The organism is Pseudomonas costantinii (assembly GCF_001870435.1).
Taxonomy (GTDB): domain Bacteria; phylum Pseudomonadota; class Gammaproteobacteria; order Pseudomonadales; family Pseudomonadaceae; genus Aquipseudomonas; species Aquipseudomonas costantinii.
Map to the genome: position 1 here is coordinate 126812 of NZ_MDDR01000034.1, position 15768 is coordinate 142579.

Annotated in this window: 12 protein-coding genes; 4 read left to right on the forward strand and 8 right to left on the reverse strand. The window is 60.5% G+C overall.

Annotated elements, in window-relative coordinates; all coding sequences use genetic code 11:
* Positions 1-2 precede the first annotated feature (2 nt).
* The 3 genes from BFL40_RS16010 to BFL40_RS16020 form a co-directional block, all read right to left on the reverse strand.
* A complete protein-coding gene (locus tag BFL40_RS16010) occupies positions 3-1253 on the reverse strand; it encodes a sarcosine oxidase subunit beta (RefSeq protein WP_010207084.1) in 1251 nt (416 codons plus the stop codon).
* A 22-nt stretch (positions 1254-1275) separates the two neighbouring features.
* Positions 1276-2529, reverse strand: coding sequence for a serine hydroxymethyltransferase (gene glyA / locus BFL40_RS16015; protein WP_071484908.1), 1254 nt, complete (start codon positions 2527-2529; stop codon positions 1276-1278).
* Between the two features lie 250 nt (positions 2530-2779).
* Entirely contained in the window at positions 2780-3508 is a 729-nt protein-coding gene (locus BFL40_RS16020) for a TraX family protein (RefSeq protein ID WP_071484909.1), read from the reverse strand.
* Between the two features lie 90 nt (positions 3509-3598).
* On the opposite strand from BFL40_RS16020, the gene BFL40_RS16025 reads away from it, so the two are divergent.
* The 3 genes from BFL40_RS16025 (at position 3599) to BFL40_RS16035 (ending at position 5647) form a co-directional block, all read left to right on the forward strand.
* Positions 3599-4639, forward strand: coding sequence for a threonine aldolase family protein (locus BFL40_RS16025; RefSeq protein WP_071484910.1), 1041 nt, complete (start codon positions 3599-3601; stop codon positions 4637-4639).
* A 184-nt stretch (positions 4640-4823) separates the two neighbouring features.
* Positions 4824-5024 carry a hypothetical protein gene (locus BFL40_RS16030; RefSeq protein ID WP_071484911.1) on the forward strand — a complete coding sequence of 67 codons (201 nt, stop codon included), beginning with the start codon at positions 4824-4826 and terminating at the stop codon, positions 5022-5024.
* 89 nt (positions 5025-5113) lie between these two features.
* Complete coding sequence (locus BFL40_RS16035) at positions 5114-5647, forward strand: REP-associated tyrosine transposase (protein ID WP_071484912.1); 534 nt, start codon at positions 5114-5116, stop codon at positions 5645-5647.
* A gap of 601 nt (positions 5648-6248) precedes the next feature.
* On the opposite strand, the gene gbcB is transcribed toward BFL40_RS16035, so the two are convergent.
* Positions 6249-7349 carry a glycine betaine monooxygenase reductase subunit gene (gbcB, locus tag BFL40_RS16040; RefSeq protein WP_071484913.1) on the reverse strand — a complete coding sequence of 367 codons (1101 nt, stop codon included), beginning with the start codon at positions 7347-7349 and terminating at the stop codon, positions 6249-6251.
* A 284-nt stretch (positions 7350-7633) separates the two neighbouring features.
* On the opposite strand from gbcB, the gene gbca reads away from it, so the two are divergent.
* Positions 7634-8929: a glycine betaine monooxygenase oxygenase subunit gene (gene gbca / locus BFL40_RS16045; protein ID WP_071484914.1), complete on the forward strand. Its 1296-nt coding sequence runs from the start codon at positions 7634-7636 to the stop codon at positions 8927-8929.
* A 661-nt stretch (positions 8930-9590) separates the two neighbouring features.
* Here gbca and etfB read toward each other — a convergent pair.
* The 4 genes from etfB to dgcA all read right to left on the reverse strand — a co-directional run bounded on the left by etfB (position 9591) and on the right by dgcA (position 15753).
* Positions 9591-10361 carry an electron transfer flavoprotein subunit beta gene (etfB, locus tag BFL40_RS16050; protein WP_071484915.1) on the reverse strand — a complete coding sequence of 257 codons (771 nt, stop codon included), beginning with the start codon at positions 10359-10361 and terminating at the stop codon, positions 9591-9593.
* A 15-nt stretch (positions 10362-10376) separates the two neighbouring features.
* Positions 10377-11597 (reverse strand): electron transfer flavoprotein subunit alpha, encoded by a 1221-nt coding sequence (etfA, locus tag BFL40_RS16055; protein WP_071484916.1) that lies wholly within the window; start codon positions 11595-11597, stop codon positions 10377-10379.
* Positions 11597-13555, reverse strand: coding sequence for a dimethylglycine demethylation protein DgcB (gene dgcB, locus BFL40_RS16060; protein WP_071484917.1), 1959 nt, complete (start codon positions 13553-13555; stop codon positions 11597-11599). Before dgcB ends, etfA begins: the two co-directional genes overlap by 1 nt.
* Before the next feature lie 137 nt (positions 13556-13692).
* Positions 13693-15753 carry a dimethylglycine demethylation protein DgcA gene (gene dgcA, locus BFL40_RS16065; protein WP_071484918.1) on the reverse strand — a complete coding sequence of 687 codons (2061 nt, stop codon included), beginning with the start codon at positions 15751-15753 and terminating at the stop codon, positions 13693-13695.
* Positions 15754-15768 lie beyond the last annotated feature (15 nt).

Sequence of the window (15768 nt, forward strand, 5' to 3'; positions counted from 1 at the left end):
TGTTAGTGGGCGACGGCCGCAGCGCCGTGTTCGTCGATCAACGCACCGTTGTGGAAACGGTCGATGGAGAAAGGTGCCGCCAACGGGTGCATTTCACCCTTGGCGAGGCTGGCGGCAAACACGTTGCCTGAGCCCGGGGTAGCCTTGAAGCCACCGGTGCCCCAACCGCAGTTGAAGAACATGTTCGGCACCGGGGTCTTGGAGATGATCGGGCAGGCATCCGGCGTGGTGTCGACGATGCCGCCCCACTGACGGTTCATGCGCACACGCGACAGCACCGGGAACATCTCGACGATGGCCTGGATGGTGTGTTCGATCACCGGGTACGAGCCGCGCTGGCCGTAGCCGTTGTAGCCGTCGATACCGGCGCCGATCACCAGGTCGCCCTTGTCGGACTGGCTGATGTAACCGTGCACGGCGTTAGACATGATCACGCTGTCGATAATCGGCTTGATCGGCTCCGACACCAGCGCTTGCAGCGGGTGGGATTCGATCGGCAGGCGGAAGCCCGCGAGCGAGGCCATGTGCCCGGAGTTACCGGCGGTCACCACGCCGACGCGCTTGGCGCCGATAAAGCCTTTGTTGGTTTCGACGCCGATGCACACACCGTTTTCCTTGCGGAAGCCGATCACTTCGGTCTGCTGGATCAAGTCCACGCCGAGTGCGTCGGCGGCGCGGGCAAAGCCCCAGGCCACGGCATCGTGACGGGCCACGCCGCCGCGACGTTGCACGGTGGCGCCGAGCACCGGGTAGCGGGTGTTTTTCGAGCAGTCGAGGTACGGGATCTCGTCAGCCACTTGTTTGGCGTTGAGCAGTTCGCCGTCCACGCCGTTGAGGCGGTTGGCGCTGACACGGCGCTCGGAATCACGGATGTCTTGCAGGGTGTGGCACAGGTTGTACACACCGCGCTGGGAGAACATCACGTTGTAGTTCAGGTCCTGGGACAGGCCTTCCCACAGTTTCATCGCGTGTTCGTACAGGTGCGCCGACTCGTCCCACAGGTAGTTGGAGCGCACGATGGTGGTGTTGCGCGCGGTGTTACCGCCGCCCAGCCAGCCTTTCTCGACCACAGCCACATTGGTGATGCCATGTTCTTTAGCCAGGTAGTAGGCGGTCGCCAGACCATGCCCGCCGCCGCCGACGATGACCACGTCGTAGACCTTTTTAGGGGTCGGCGTGCGCCACATCTTCTGCCAGTTTTCGTGGTGGCTGAGTGAGTGCTTGAAGAGGCCGAAGCCCGAGTAGCGTTGCATAGTCATTACTCCAAAACCGCGCTCAGCGATAAACCGGGAAATCAGCGCACAGGGCAGACACGTGCTCTGCCACGTTAGCCTCGACATCGGCGTCACCGAGGTTGTCGAGGATGTCGCAGATCCAGCCGGCCAGTTCGATGCACTGCCCCACTTTGAAACCGCGCGTGGTCACCGCCGGGGTGCCGATGCGCAGGCCCGAGGTCACGAACGGCGATTGCGGGTCGTTCGGCACGGCGTTCTTGTTGACGGTGATGTGGGCGCGACCGAGGGCGGCGTCCGCCTCTTTGCCGGTGAGGCCCTGACGGATCAGGCTGACCAGGAACAGGTGGTTGTCAGTGCCGCCGGACACTACATCGTAGCCGCGTTTGATAAACACGCCGGCCATGGCCTGGGCGTTGTCGATCACTTGCTGCTGGTAAACCTTGAAGCCTGGCTCCTGGGCTTCCTTGAAGCACACGGCCTTGCCGGCGATGACGTGCATCAGCGGGCCGCCTTGAGCACCGGGGAACACGGCAGCATTGAGTTTCTTTTCAATTTCTTCGTTGGACTTGGCCAGGATCAGGCCGCCACGTGGACCGCGCAGGGTCTTGTGGGTGGTGGTGGTCACCACGTCGGCATAAGGCAGCGGGTTCGGGTACAGGCCAGCGGCAACCAGGCCGGCAACGTGGGCCATGTCGACGAACAGCAGCGCACCCACCTTGTCGGCGATTGCACGAAAGCGTGGGAAATCCAGGGTCTTGGAGTAGGCGGAGAAACCGGCCACCACCATCTTCGGCTTGTGCTCAACGGCCAGGCGCTCGACTTCGTCGTAGTCGATCAAGCCGGTGTCGGTGTTGATGCCGTACTGCACGGCGTTGTACAGCTTGCCCGAGGACGACACTTTGGCGCCGTGGGTCAGGTGACCGCCATGGGCCAGGCTCATGCCCAGGATGGTGTCACCGGCGTTCAACAGGGCCAAGTACACGGCGCTGTTGGCGGAGGACCCGGAGTGCGGCTGCACGTTGGCGTAATCGGCGCCGAACAGCTGCTTGGCGCGCTCGATGGCCAGGGCTTCGACCTTGTCCACGTGCTCGCAGCCACCGTAGTAGCGCTTGCCCGGGTAGCCTTCGGCGTATTTGTTGGTCAGGCCGCTGCCTTGAGCTTCCATCACGCGTTTGCTGGTGTAGTTCTCTGACGCGATCAGCTCGATATGATCTTCCTGACGCTGCTCCTCGGCATTCATGGCCGCCAGCAGTGCGTCGTCATATCCCTGGATCTGGTCTTTTTTGCTGAACATCGCGTCTCTCCCAGCCTTTCGTATTGTTAAGGCCCGTGCAGGGCCCTTTGATGCGATGGTAGGGCTGGCGCAGAGAGGTCAAATGCCTACGGACGCCACGCAAAGGTGCGTTTACGACATGGCGCGAACAACACCGAAACAAATGTGGGAGTGGGCCTCTGTAGGAGCCGGCTTGCCGGCGATGACATCACTGCGGTTCTGTTGGTAGACCGAGGTGCCTGGATCGCCGGCAAGCCAGCGCCTACAAGGGTTAGGTGGCGATCTGGCGGATGAGTAGCAGCAGCAGGAAATGCAGGGGGTAGAGGGCGTAGGCCCAGCGGCGCATAGCCGGGGGTGAGGCGGTTTTGGCGTGTCGCAACAGGACCAATCCCGCCAATGGCGCGATCAGACATGTTGCCAGTCCCAATAGCGCCACGGGCGTGCCGCTATCGAGCAAAATCTGCCATTGGTTGGCCGCTAAACAGACCACCCCCGGCAACACGCTGAAATACCAAGGACGACGAAATACCAACAACATCGCCAGCGGCAATAACACACCGAAAAAACCGAACATCAGCTGCGCGGAAAACACAGCGGCTATTGTGAGCGCGATCAGCGCCAATCCTCGATCAAAAATCGCCTTCTGCTGCCATCCTCTGGCAACCAGCAAGCCCAGCGCCAAGGTCGGCAGCACGTTCAACGTATCGGCATCGTCGATAAACAGTCGGTAGGGCACTTCGCTGATCACGCTGAACAACAGCAGCCAACCCAAATAACGCCATTGGCCCGTCACCGGTGCGTGTCGGGCCCGGTGCAAATTGGCCGCAATCGCCAGGCAAAACCACGGGAACGCCAAGCGTCCCGGCACATACAGGCCATCCAGGCTCAAACCGACATACCGCAGGTGATCCAGCACCATACTCAATAGCGCCAGCCACTTGAGCAAATCCAAAGCGCCGTCGCGGACGCGCCCGACAGGAATCGTTTCAGTACCGTGCATAATTCCCCAGTGACTTTGCATTTACAGTGCGTGCGCACCCCAGACAATCTTGGTTACAGTGCGCACCAACATCGACCACAGGAATGGGCCATGACCGACAAGAGCCAACAATTCGCCAGCGACAACTATTCCGGTATCTGCCCGGAAGCCTGGGCCGCCATGGAACAAGCCAACCATGGCCATCAACGCGCCTACGGCGATGATGAGTGGACCCACCGCGCCTCCGACGGTTTCCGTAACTTGTTCGAAACCGACTGCGAAGTGTTCTTCGCCTTCAACGGTACCGCGGCCAACTCCCTGGCACTGTCTTCGCTGTGCCAGAGCTACCATAGCGTGATTTGCTCGGAAACCGCCCACGTCGAAACCGACGAATGCGGCGCGCCGGAGTTTTTCTCCAACGGCTCCAAGCTGCTCACCGCGCGCACCGAAAACGGCAAGCTGACCCCGGAATCGATCCGCGAGATCGCGCTCAAGCGCCAAGACATTCACTACCCGAAACCGCGCGTGGTCACCCTGACCCAAGCCACGGAAGTCGGCAGCGTGTATACCCCGGATGAAATCCGCGCCATCAGCGTCACCTGCAAGGAACTGGGCCTGAACCTGCACATGGACGGCGCGCGCTTTTCCAATGCCTGCGCGTTCCTCGGCTGCTCGCCTGCGGACCTGACCTGGAAAGCCGGTGTGGACGTACTGTGTTTTGGCGGCACCAAAAACGGCATGGCCGTAGGAGAGGCAATCCTGTTCTTCAACCACAAGCTGGCTGAAGACTTTGACTATCGCTGCAAACAGGCGGGCCAGTTGGCGTCGAAAATGCGCTTCCTCTCCGCCCCCTGGGTAGGTCTGCTGGAAAACGACGCCTGGCTCAAACACGCACGCCACGCCAACAGCTGCGCGCAACTGCTGAGCAGTTTGGTAGCGGATATTCCGGGGGTGGAATTGATGTTCCCGGTGCAGGCCAACGGCGTGTTCCTGCAACTCTCGGAATCGGCCATCGCCGCGTTGACGGCCAAGGGCTGGCGCTTCTACACCTTCATCGGCAAAGGCGGCGCGCGGTTTATGTGTGCGTGGGATACCGATGAAGAGCGTGTAAGAGAATTGGCGGCAGATATTCGGGAAGTGATGGGCGCTTAAGCGTGACGAATAATGGCGGATTGCCGAGACTGTTATTGGGTGTTTCCGACAGCCTATAGCTTCATTTTCATCGACTAGCCTCTTGGAACCCGAAAGGAAAAGGCCGCTGCAGAGGCCTCCTTTCGGGAACAACTGCCTGCCGAATATTCGGCCGGAAACGGAAATCCAGCAGAGGGCTACACCCATGGAATACTTGAGCAACGGCAACAGCCTGCGAAGCGGCGGCATTGACAGCACCACCGTCATCGACTGGGATGAGTTCAGGAAGTACGCAAAAATCGGCGACACCATCCAAGAGCCATCAAGGACGCTGAAGATCTACGATAAAGTCTATGAATTGACAACATCAGGCCAGCACTTCGTCGTTCACATCTACGCCCAATAACCCTTCATCCGATCATTCCCACGCTCTGCGTGGGAATGCCTCCTCGGACGCTCCGCGTCCAAGCCGCACCCCGATTCAAGGATGAACACGTGGGCAGAAGCCGCTACACCATCACCGAGCCCGAAAAGCCGCACTTCCTGACTTGCACTGTCATGGAGTGGCTACCGTTATTTACCCGCGACTACATCGTTGGTCATCTTTTAGAGTGCTGGCGCTATCAGCAACGCCACGAAGCGCTGAGTCTCTACGGCTATGTCGTCCTGGAAAACCACTTGCACTTCGTCGCCCAGGCGCCAGATCTGGGCAAATGCGTTAGCCAATTCAAATCCTTCACTGCCCGCACGATTATCGATGACTTGCAGAGCAAAGCTGCGGAGCGGGTGTTGCAACGCCTGCGTTTCAGCAAACGCGCACACAAGTCGGATCGGGTGTACCAACTTTGGCAAGAGGGTTCACATGCCGAGTTGGTATACAGCGAGGCAGTGATGCGCCAGAAACTCGATTACATCCACCACAACCCGGTGAAACGGGGTTACGTGGATCTAGCCGAACACTGGCGTTACTCAAGCGCTCGCAACTATGCAGGAATGGATGGACTCATCGAAATACAGCGCTGGTCCTAAAGATCGTTCCCACGCTCTGCGTGGGAATGCAGCCCGTGAAGCTCCGACTCACAACATGCGCAAGGCATAAGTCGTGCGTGAAAGCGGGACGCGGAGCGTCCCAGGAGGCATTCCCACGCGGAGCGTGGGAACGAGCAATCCACCTACCCGATCGTTCCCACGCTCTGCGTGGGAATGCAGCCCGTGACGCTCCGCGTCACAACATACGCAAGGCATAAGTCGTGCGTGAAAGCGGGACGCGGAGCGTCCCAGGAGGCATTCCCACGCGGAGCGTGGGAACGAGCGAGGCACCGCAAACCTTATCGTTCCCACGCTCTGCGTGGGCATGCAGCCCGTGACGCTCTGCGTCACAACATACGCAAGGCACAAGTCGTGCGTGAAAGCGGGACGCGGAGCGTCCCAGGAGGCATTCCCACGCGGAGCGTGGGGACGAGCAATCCACCTACCCGATCGTTCCCACGCTCTGCGTGGGCATGCAGCCCGTGACGCTCTGCGTCACAACATACGCAAGGCACAAGTCGTGCGTGAAAGCGGGACGCGGAGCGTCCCAGGAGGCATTCCCACGCGGTGCGTGGGAACGATCGGTCATCGGGTGAGAAGGTTAGAATTCGATGCGCACGTCACCCTTGGGCACGCTGCAGCACGACAGGATGTAACCCTCGGCTTCATCTTCCTCGGTAATCCCGCCGTTGTGATCCATCACAACCTCGCCACCCAGCTTCATCACCTTGCACGTCCCGCAAATGCCCATGCCGCAGGCTTTCGGGATCAACAAGCCAAGCTTGGCCGCCGCTGCGTGCACGGTTTCGCCCGGCGCCACACGAATGCTTTTGCCCGACGCAATAAACTCCACCTGGTGCAGATCCGCCAGGTCGACTTCCGGCGCGTCGGCAGCTTGTTCGGCTTGCTCCACCGCATCGGCACGCGCTTCCGGCGGCGTAGCGCCAAAGGATTCCTCGTGATACCGCGCCATGTCGAAACCGGCCGCTTCCAGCAAGCGCTTCACCGCGCTCATATACGGCGTAGGACCGCAGCAGAACACCTCGCGCTCGAGGAAGTCCGGCACCATCAATTCCAGCATTTTGTGGTTCAGGTAGCCGCGATACCCCGCCCAAGGCTCGCCCAGACCGTGCTTCTCGCAAATCAGGTGCAGGCTGAAGTTGTCGATCCGCGACGCCATATGCTCCAGTTCGCGGTGATAGATGATGTCTTTCGGCGAACGGGCGCTGTGGATAAAAGTCATGTCGACATTGGCGTTGGTGTCATAGAACCAACGCGCCATGGACATCACCGGCGTGATCCCCACGCCGCCGCTGAGGTACAGCACTTTCGGGCTAGGGAAGTCGATGGCATTAAACAGCCCGACCGGCCCGTGCACCGCCAGCTCCTGCCCCTCGTGCAGCGTGTCGTGCAGCCAATTGGAAACCTTGCCACCCGGTACGCGCTTGATGGTCACCGAGAAGCTGTAAGGCACCGACGGCGAGCTGGAAATGGTGTAAGACCGCATGATCGGCTGGCCTTCGATTTCCAGCTCCAGGGTGACGAACTGCCCAGGCTTGAAAAAGAACATGATCGGCTGGTCGGCCATGAAGCAGAAGGTGCGCACGTCCCAGGTTTCCTGGATGACTTTGACGCAACGGACGATGTGCCGACCATTGGCCCAGGTCTGGGTGGTTACCGGGTTCAGGAAATTGTTGGACATGCTTGTTCTCCGTAGCCGTAGGTCGGCCTTATGGTGGCGATTCTGCGTAACGCGAGAACCGCCCATTTACCTATCTGCGACATTCACATACTTATCGCGACCAGCCCCCATACCACGGGGGTTGCGCGTCGGGATCAGAGTGGGCCATGTCGCTAATGGACAAGGTTCTGGCCTTTGCCGGGCCCACACTCGCACCCAACGAAGACACCTTCTTTACGCCTTGCTGCAAAACCTGATCAGCCACTATTCGCCGGCCACACAGAATGGCCATGAGGACACACACGATGGACGTCACCGCAACCTTAAGCTTGGGCGATCCGCTGGAACCCGCACGCAAGGCCACCGCGCAAATGCTGCAAGAGCGCGAGCGCACCTTTTCGCTGCCGCAGCCGTTTTACTCTGATGAGCGGCTGTTTGATATCGACATGCAGGAGATCTTCCAGAAAGAGTGGTTGATCGCCGGTATGACCTGCGAGATCCCTGCCAAGGGCAACTACATCACCCTGCAAATCGGCAAAAACCCGATCATCGTGATCCGTGGCGCCGACGGTGTGGTGCATGCCTTCCACAACGTGTGCCGCCACCGTGGTTCGCGCTTGTGCACCAGCGACAAGGGCAAGGTCGCCAAACTGGTCTGCCACTACCACCAGTGGACCTACGAGCTGGACGGCCGCCTGCTGTTCGCCGGTACCGAGATGGGTGCCGACTTCGACATGAAGCAGTACGGTCTCAAGCCTGTGAACGTGAAGACCGCAGGCGGCTACATCTTCATCAGCCTGGCCGAAAATCCGCCGGCCATCGATGACTTCCTGTCGACGCTGAACCATTACATGGAACCGTACGACATGGAGAACACCAAGGTGGCGATTACCACCACCTTGTTCGAAAAAGCCAACTGGAAGTTGGTGCTGGAAAACAACCGCGAGTGCTACCACTGCAACGCGTCGCACCCGGAACTGCTGAAAACCCTGCTGGAATGGGACGACGTCACCGACCCGCGCGCCGACCAGGCCTTCAAAGACCATGTGGCCGCCTCGGCTGCTGCCTGGGACGCTGAAAAGATCCCTTACGCCCACGCCAGCTTTGGCCTGCGTAACCGCATCGTACGGATGCCGCTGCTCAAAGGCACCGTGTCGATGACCCTGGACGGCAAACAAGGCTGTGCCAAGCTGATGGGCCGCATCAAGAACCCGGACCTGGGCTCGATGCGCATCCTGCACTTGCCGCACTCGTGGAACCACTGCATGGGCGACCACATCATCGTGTTCACCGTGTGGCCGATCAGCGCCCAGGAAACCATGGTCACTACCAAGTGGATCGTGCACAAGGATGCTGTAGAAGGTGTGGACTACGACGTAGAACGCATGCGCCAGGTGTGGGACGCCACCAATGACCAGGACCGTCGCCTGGCCGAAGAGAACCAGCGCGGGATCAACTCCACCGCTTACCAACCAGGCCCGTACTCCAAGACCTATGAGTTTGGCGTGGTGAACTTTGTGGATTGGTACAGCGAGCGTCTGCTGAGCAACTTGGGTGCCGCGCCGGCGCCTTATCTCAAAGGCGTAGCCGTACACGAGTAACGCGTTGATCGTCAGGGTTCTGGGCTGTACAAAAAACACCCAGAACCCTGCCCCCCCTTTGCCACCCTGCCCTCCAGCCTTTACCCAACAACTTATCCACAAGTCCACCCACAGCAATTGTGGGCAAGTACATCCCCCGCCCAAAATTAGCTGAAGGAAATCCGTGACTTATTCAAATTTCCGGGTTTCACCAGCATCTGATCACTTATTAACCAACCCTTCGAAAGCCATGGTTTACGTGACCTGTAGCGGTACGCGAACACCTTATCCACAGAAGCACCAACAGACTTTGGGGGCAACTTCAGCAGCGCTGTGGAAAACCACGTCAAACCTTCATAAACCGGGGTATTCAGGGATTTAAGTCGGCAAATAGCACGAATTGATCATATTTCAACCAACTCACTGAAAGCCTTTGTTTATATGGTCTGTAGCCGATAGCGAACATCTTATCCACAGAAGCGCCAACAGACTTTGGGGGCAAGTCTGCGCAGGGGATTGTAGTTATTCGTGGAAAAAACCAAGGAAAAACCGTCAGTTAGCCTGGTTGTTTTTCGTACAGGGGGCTGCAGGGCTTGATATACAAGGGATGTGGACAGCCGCGAACAGGTTATCCACAGGCGGATCAACAGGGATTGTGGGTAATCCACAATCCCACATTGGGTTAGCGCACCACTCCTTCTTCGATGAGTAGCTTGAGAATGGCTTCAGCACCGGCTTCCGGGCTGAGGCCCTTGAGCACCTGCCCACCGCCGCCACTGGCTTTGGCGGTGGCGGCCTTCATGCGATCAGCCCCGCTTTTGGCCTTGATCACCTTGAGACGCTTGGGTCGAGGCTTGGCGGGTTGCAGCACCGCACCTGTGAATAACTCGTCTTGTTCAGTCTCAACTTCATGGGCCGCCAGCTCACCACGTTGCGCCGGGCCGTAGGCACTTTGCCGAGGCTTGGGCGCAGCGTTATCCACTGTCGCCAGAAACGGCAAACGCACCTTCAAGCGCCGTCGCTGACCGCGCGGCAAGGCTTGCAGCACATGGGCCACACCGCCGTCGATGGACTCTACTTGCGCCAGCCCGACAATCAGCGGCCAGCCCAGTTGCTCGGCCAGCAGGAACGGCAACATGCCCGAGCCTTCGCCGGTTTCCGCCTGGCTACCAGTGAGCACCACCTGGGCGCCGGCTTCGCGTAAATAATCACTGAGCACCGGCAAGGCATCAGCACCTGCCGGTTGTTCCAGCACATGCAATTGCGGCAAGCCCATGCCCAGGTAGCTACGCAAGGTCGGTTCGGCGATGTTGCCGGCGTGTAGCACCTGCAACTTATCCCCAGCCATTTGCAGGCCCAACTCGACGGCGCGTGCATCCTGCTCGGCGCGACGCGGGCGTCCGGAGGTGGGGTGGGCGCCGATGGAAACCAGGCTGATTACGTGGGTGTTCATGGCCATTTCCTTTGCTTAAGCCGCATCGCGCTTGGCGCCGTTGCGGTAGGCCTCGACCGCAACGATCAAGGCTTGCAGAATCGCGGCGCTTTCGCCGATCACCGACAGGTCGGCACGCTTGATCATGTCGCAGCCCGGGTCGAGGTTGATTGCCACCACCTTGTCGCAGGCACCGATGCCTTGCAGGTGCTGGATGGCCCCGGAGATTCCCACGGCCACATAGACCCGCGCCGTAACCCAGGTGCCGCTGGCGCCGACCTGGCGATCACGCGCCATGAAGCCGTCGTCCACCGCCACTCGAGAGGCGCCCTCTGTAGCGCCCAAGGCGGCCGCGGTCTGGTGGAACAGCGCCCAGTCCTTCACGCCGTTACCACCCGAGAAAATGAACTCGGCTTCGGCCATGGGAATCGCCGCCGGGTCCACCGCCACCGCACCGAGGTCTTCGATACGCGGCAAGCTGCGGGCCAGAGGTGTGGATAACTCCACGGGCAACACTTCGTGACGGGTTTCGCTCACCGGTTCGGCGCATTCCACTGCGGCGAGAATCAGGCGTGGCAGTGGTCGGGCCAAATCCTCCTGACCCGCACCCGCGCGGCCAATGCACTCCTCGCCCTTGATCTGCCACACCCGTGTGGCCGGACGCTCCTTGAGGCTCGCGGCAAAACGTCGCCCCAGCTCGCCACCACCGCTGCGGCTGTCCGGCAGTAACCAATGACGCGGGTTGAACTGGTTATCCACAGCCCGCAGGCCCTGGACGCGTTGCTCCGGTGAATAACCGTCGAACGCGTGCCCCTCCAGCACCAGCAGGCGATCGACGCCCGCCGTCGCAAAGGCACTTTCTTTGTGTTCGCCAAACACCACCGCCAGCACCGCGCCGTCGCTGCCCGCGAGTTGCCGCGCCAGGCCGAGCAAGTCACGGTCGTGGCTGCTCAGGCGGCCACCGACCATGTCCGGCACCACGTTGATGTAGAACGCAGGTGCTAGAACCTGATGCAGCGGCAATTGCACTTCCACTGCCGCCGTGCGCTTAGCCGCGCCGCCCTGCTGGGCGCCGCTGCGGTCGATACGCTTGATGCCGTTGGGGCCGATAAAACCGACGCCATGTACGTTTTTTCGAATGACGCCGTTTGGCCCCATCCAACTGTGGAGCGCCGGTTGCATCGCTGCGTGCAGTGGATGCAGGCGGTTACGGGCGATCCATTCGGCCCGTGGGTCACGGCGGATAATGTCGCTCATCAATGCACCTCCGCAGGTTCACGTTTGATAGGTGCTCTGGCCGGTGCGGCGTCTTCGAGCAAGGCGTCAGCCACCAGTTCGGCGATGTCCTTGATCAATGGGCGCGGTTCGACCACGCCCTCCAGCATCGCGGTGCACTGTGGGCAACCTACGGCCACCAGCTCGGCGCCGGTTTCGCGGATGTCTTCCATGCGCATGTCCGGGATACGTTGCTTGCCGGGAATATCGGTGATCGGCGCGCCGCCACCGCCACCGCAGCAGCGCGAGCGGAAACCGGAGCGTTGCATTTCCTTGACCTCGATACCCAGCGCTCGCAGCACTTGGCGCGGCGCCTCGTATTCGCCGTTGTAGCGGCCCAGGTAACAAGGGTCGTGATAAGTCACGCTATTGCCCTTGTGCTGGCCCAGGTTCAGCGCGCCATCGTCGATCAGTTCGGCCATGAAAGTGCTGTGATGCTGCACGAGGTAGTTGCCGTTGAAGGCGCCGTACTCGTTTTTCAGCACATGGAAACTGTGCGGATCGCAGGTGACGATGCGCTTGAAATTGTACTTGGCCAGGGTCTGGATATTGCGCGAGGCCAGCAGTTGGAAGGTGGCTTCATCACCCAGGCGGCGGGCGACGTCGCCGCTGTCGCGCTCCTCCAGGCCGAGCACGGCGAAATCAACCTTGGCAGCTTTCAGCACTTTGACGAACGCGCGCAGGGTGCGCTGGTTACGCATGTCGAAGGCACCGTCGCCAACCCAGAACAACACGTCGGTGGTGCCCGTGTCACTGAGCAACGGCAGGTTCAAATCCGCCGCCCAGTTCAGGCGACCACCGGGCGCGAAGCCGCCAGGGTTGTCGGTGGCTATCAGGTTTTCCAGGACTTCGGCGCCCTTGTTCGGGGTCGCGCCCTTTTCCAGGGTGAGGTGGCGGCGCATGTCGACGATGGCGTCCACGTGCTCGATCATCATCGGGCACTCTTCCACGCAGGCGCGGCAGGTGGTGCAGGACCATAGGGTTTCGGCGTCCACCAGACCGTTGACGATCGGCTGGTGCGGGTTGCCGCTGTGTTCGCCAATGGGTTTGCCCCCGCCATTAATTGATGGATAGGGGCTGCCGGCGAACTTGGCATCAGTACCGCCTGCCAGGCCGACCACCATGTCCTGAATCAGCTTTTTCGGGTTCAGCGGCTGGCCGGCGGCGAACGCCGGGCACGCGGCTTCGCACTTGCCACACTGCACACAAGCATCAAAGCCCAGCAGTTGGTTCCAGGTGAAGTCCTTGGGTTTTTCCACGCCCAATGGCGCGGTTTTATCGCTGAGGTCCAACGGTTTCAAACCGGTGGAGCGGCCGCCGCCAAAGCGCTCGGCGCGGCGGTGCCAGGCCAGGTGCAAGGCACCGGCGAAGGCGTGTTTCATCGGGCCGCCCCAGGTCATGCCGAAGAACATCTCGGACACGCCCCACAGCACGCCCACGCTCAGCAGCGCGGCCAACAACCAGCCGCCGAAGTCAGCAGGCAGAATCCCCGCCACCGGCAACGTCACCAAGAAGAAGCTCACCGAGAATGCCATCAGGCTTTTCGGCAGCCGCATCCACGGGCCTTTCGACAGGCGTGATGGCGGGTTGCGGCGACGCAGGTAGACAAAGGTGGCGCCGACAAACATCAATACCGAAGCCAGCAACAAGGCGTAGCCGAGGATACGGTTGTGCAGGCCGAAACCGTGCACCAGGATTGCCAGCAACGCCGACAACACAAAGCCCAACGCGGTGGCGACGTGGGTGTTGGCGATGTATTTGTCACGGGCGACCACGTGGTGCAGGTCGACCATGTAGCGCTTGGGCATGGCCAACAGGCCGCCGAGCAAGTCGACTTTGGAGGCACGGCCACGGCGCCACATGTTCACCCGGCGCAACGCGCCGAGTACAGCTAGGCCCAGTGCCGCAAACAATAGAATAGGAAGCAGGGTGTTCAACATGGTGAAGCTCCCACAATGATCGTTCCCACGCTCTGCGTGGGAATGCATCCTGTGACGCTCTGCGTCACGACCTTAAGAGCGGACGCAGAGCGTCCAGGGCAGCATTCCCACGCAGAGCGTGGGAACGATCAGATGCATCAGAAATCCTTGCACAGACGCAGGGCGTCATAGATCGCAGCGTGAGTATTACGCTGCGCCACGCAGTCACCGATGCGGAACAGCAAGTACCCGTCGCCCGCCTCGCTCAGGCAAGGTTGTGGCTTGATCGCGAACAGTGCCTCGACGTCGATTTGGCCCTTGTTACGCGAGCCTTCCTTGAGGGCGTAGTAGATGGCTTCATCCGGGCGCACGCCGTTCTCGACGACCACCTGGTCCACCACCCGCTCCTCTTTGGCGCCGGTGTATTCGTTCTCCAGCACCGCCACCAACTTGTCGCCTTCGCGGTAGACCTTTTCCAGCATCATGTCGCCGGTCATGATCACTTCTTTGGGGTACATGCTGCGGTAGTAAGTCGGGAATGACGTACCGCCAATGGCCACGCCTGGCTTGATATCGTCGGTGACGATTTCGACCTGGCTGCCCTTGTCCGCAAGGAAATCCGCCACCGACATGCCGGTAAATTCGCAAATGGTGTCGTACACCAACACGTTCTTGCCCGGTGCCACCTTGCCGTCGAGTATGTCCCAGCTGCTGACGATCAAGCCTTCGGCCGCGCCCCAGTGTTCGTTCTGCTCGACGTTCGGATTGCCGCCCACTGCCAGCACGACCACGTCCGGACGCAGGTCCAGGATCGTGTCGGCATCGGCCGCCACGCCCAGGCGCAGGTCGACTTTCAAGCGTGCCAATTCCAATTGGAACCAGCGGGTGATGCCCGCGATCTGGTCGCGTTGTGGGGCTTTGGAAGCCGTAGTGATCTGCCCGCCGATAAACTCTTTCTTCTCGAACAGCGTCACGTCGTGACCCCGTTCAGCAGCCACGCGCGCGGCTTCCATCCCGGCTGGGCCGGCACCCACCACCACAACTTTGCGTTTTGGTCCGGTGGATTTTTCGATGATGTGCGGCACGCCCATGTATTCACGGGAGGTCGCGGCGTTCTGGATGCACAGCACGTCCAGCCCTTGGTACTGGCGGTCGATGCAGTAGTTGGCGCCGACGCACTGTTTGATCTGGTCGATCTGGCCCATCTTGATCTTGGCGATCAGGTGCGGGTCTGCGATGTGCGCACGGGTCATGCCGACCATGTCCACATAACCGCCTTCCAGAATGCGCGTGGCCTGGTTCGGGTCCTTGATGTTCTGCGCGTGCAGCACCGGAACCTTGACCACTTCCTTGATACCGGCCGCCAGGTGCAAAAACGGCTCCGGCGGATAGCTCATGTTGGGAATCACGTTGGCCAGGGTGTTGTGCGTGTCGCACCCCGAACCCACCACGCCGATGAAATCGAGCATGCCGGTGTCGTCGTAATACTTGGCGATCTGCTTCATGTCCTCGTGGGACAGGCCGTCCGGGTGGAACTCGTCACCGCACAGGCGCATGCCCACACAGAAATCGTCGCCCACTTCGGCGCGCACAGCCTTCAACACTTCCAGGCCGAATTTCATGCGACCTTCAAAGGTGCCGCCCCATTCGTCGGTACGCTTGTTGACGCGCGGGCTCCAGAACTGGTCGATCATGTGCTGGTGCACGGCAGACAGTTCCACGCCGTCCAGGCCACCGGCCTTGGCGCGTTTGGCGGCGCTGGCGTAGTTGCCGATCACGCGCCAGATTTCTTCCGGCTCGATGGTTTTGCAGGTGGCACGGTGCACCGGCTCACGCACGCCCGAAGGCGACATCAGGGTGGGCCAGTTGAAGCCGTCCCAACGCGAGCGACGGCCCATGTGGGTAATCTGGATCATGATCTTGGCGCCATGCTTGTGCATGGCGTCGGCCAGATTCTGAAAGTGCGGGATGATGCGATCGGTGGACAGGTTCACCGAACTCCACCATTCCTGCGGGCTGTCGATGGCCACCACGGAGGAACCACCGCAGATCGCCAGGCCGATACCGCCCTTGGCTTTCTCTTCGTAATACTTCACGTAGCGGTCAGTGGTCATGCCGCCGTCGGTGGCATACACCTCGGCGTGGGCGGTACTGAGCACGCGGTTGCGAATGGTCAGTTTGCCGATCTGGATCGGCTGGAACATTGCTTCGAAAGCCATGGCACGGTCCTCGGC

Coding starts and splice junctions, on each gene's coding strand:
- BFL40_RS16010 (WP_010207084.1), bottom strand. CDS start 1,253: ATGCAACGCTACTCGGGCTTCGGCCTCTTCAAGCACTCACTCAGCCAC.
- glyA (WP_071484908.1), bottom strand. CDS start 2,529: ATGTTCAGCAAAAAAGACCAGATCCAGGGATATGACGACGCACTGCTG.
- BFL40_RS16020 (WP_071484909.1), bottom strand. CDS start 3,508: ATGCACGGTACTGAAACGATTCCTGTCGGGCGCGTCCGCGACGGCGCT.
- BFL40_RS16025 (WP_071484910.1), top strand. CDS start 3,599: ATGACCGACAAGAGCCAACAATTCGCCAGCGACAACTATTCCGGTATC.
- BFL40_RS16030 (WP_071484911.1), top strand. CDS start 4,824: ATGGAATACTTGAGCAACGGCAACAGCCTGCGAAGCGGCGGCATTGAC.
- gbcB (WP_071484913.1), bottom strand. CDS start 7,349: ATGTCCAACAATTTCCTGAACCCGGTAACCACCCAGACCTGGGCCAAT.
- gbca (WP_071484914.1), top strand. CDS start 7,634: ATGGACGTCACCGCAACCTTAAGCTTGGGCGATCCGCTGGAACCCGCA.
- etfB (WP_071484915.1), bottom strand. CDS start 10,361: ATGAACACCCACGTAATCAGCCTGGTTTCCATCGGCGCCCACCCCACC.
- etfA (WP_071484916.1), bottom strand. CDS start 11,597: ATGAGCGACATTATCCGCCGTGACCCACGGGCCGAATGGATCGCCCGT.
- dgcB (WP_071484917.1), bottom strand. CDS start 13,555: ATGTTGAACACCCTGCTTCCTATTCTATTGTTTGCGGCACTGGGCCTA.
- dgcA (WP_071484918.1), bottom strand. CDS start 15,753: ATGGCTTTCGAAGCAATGTTCCAGCCGATCCAGATCGGCAAACTGACC.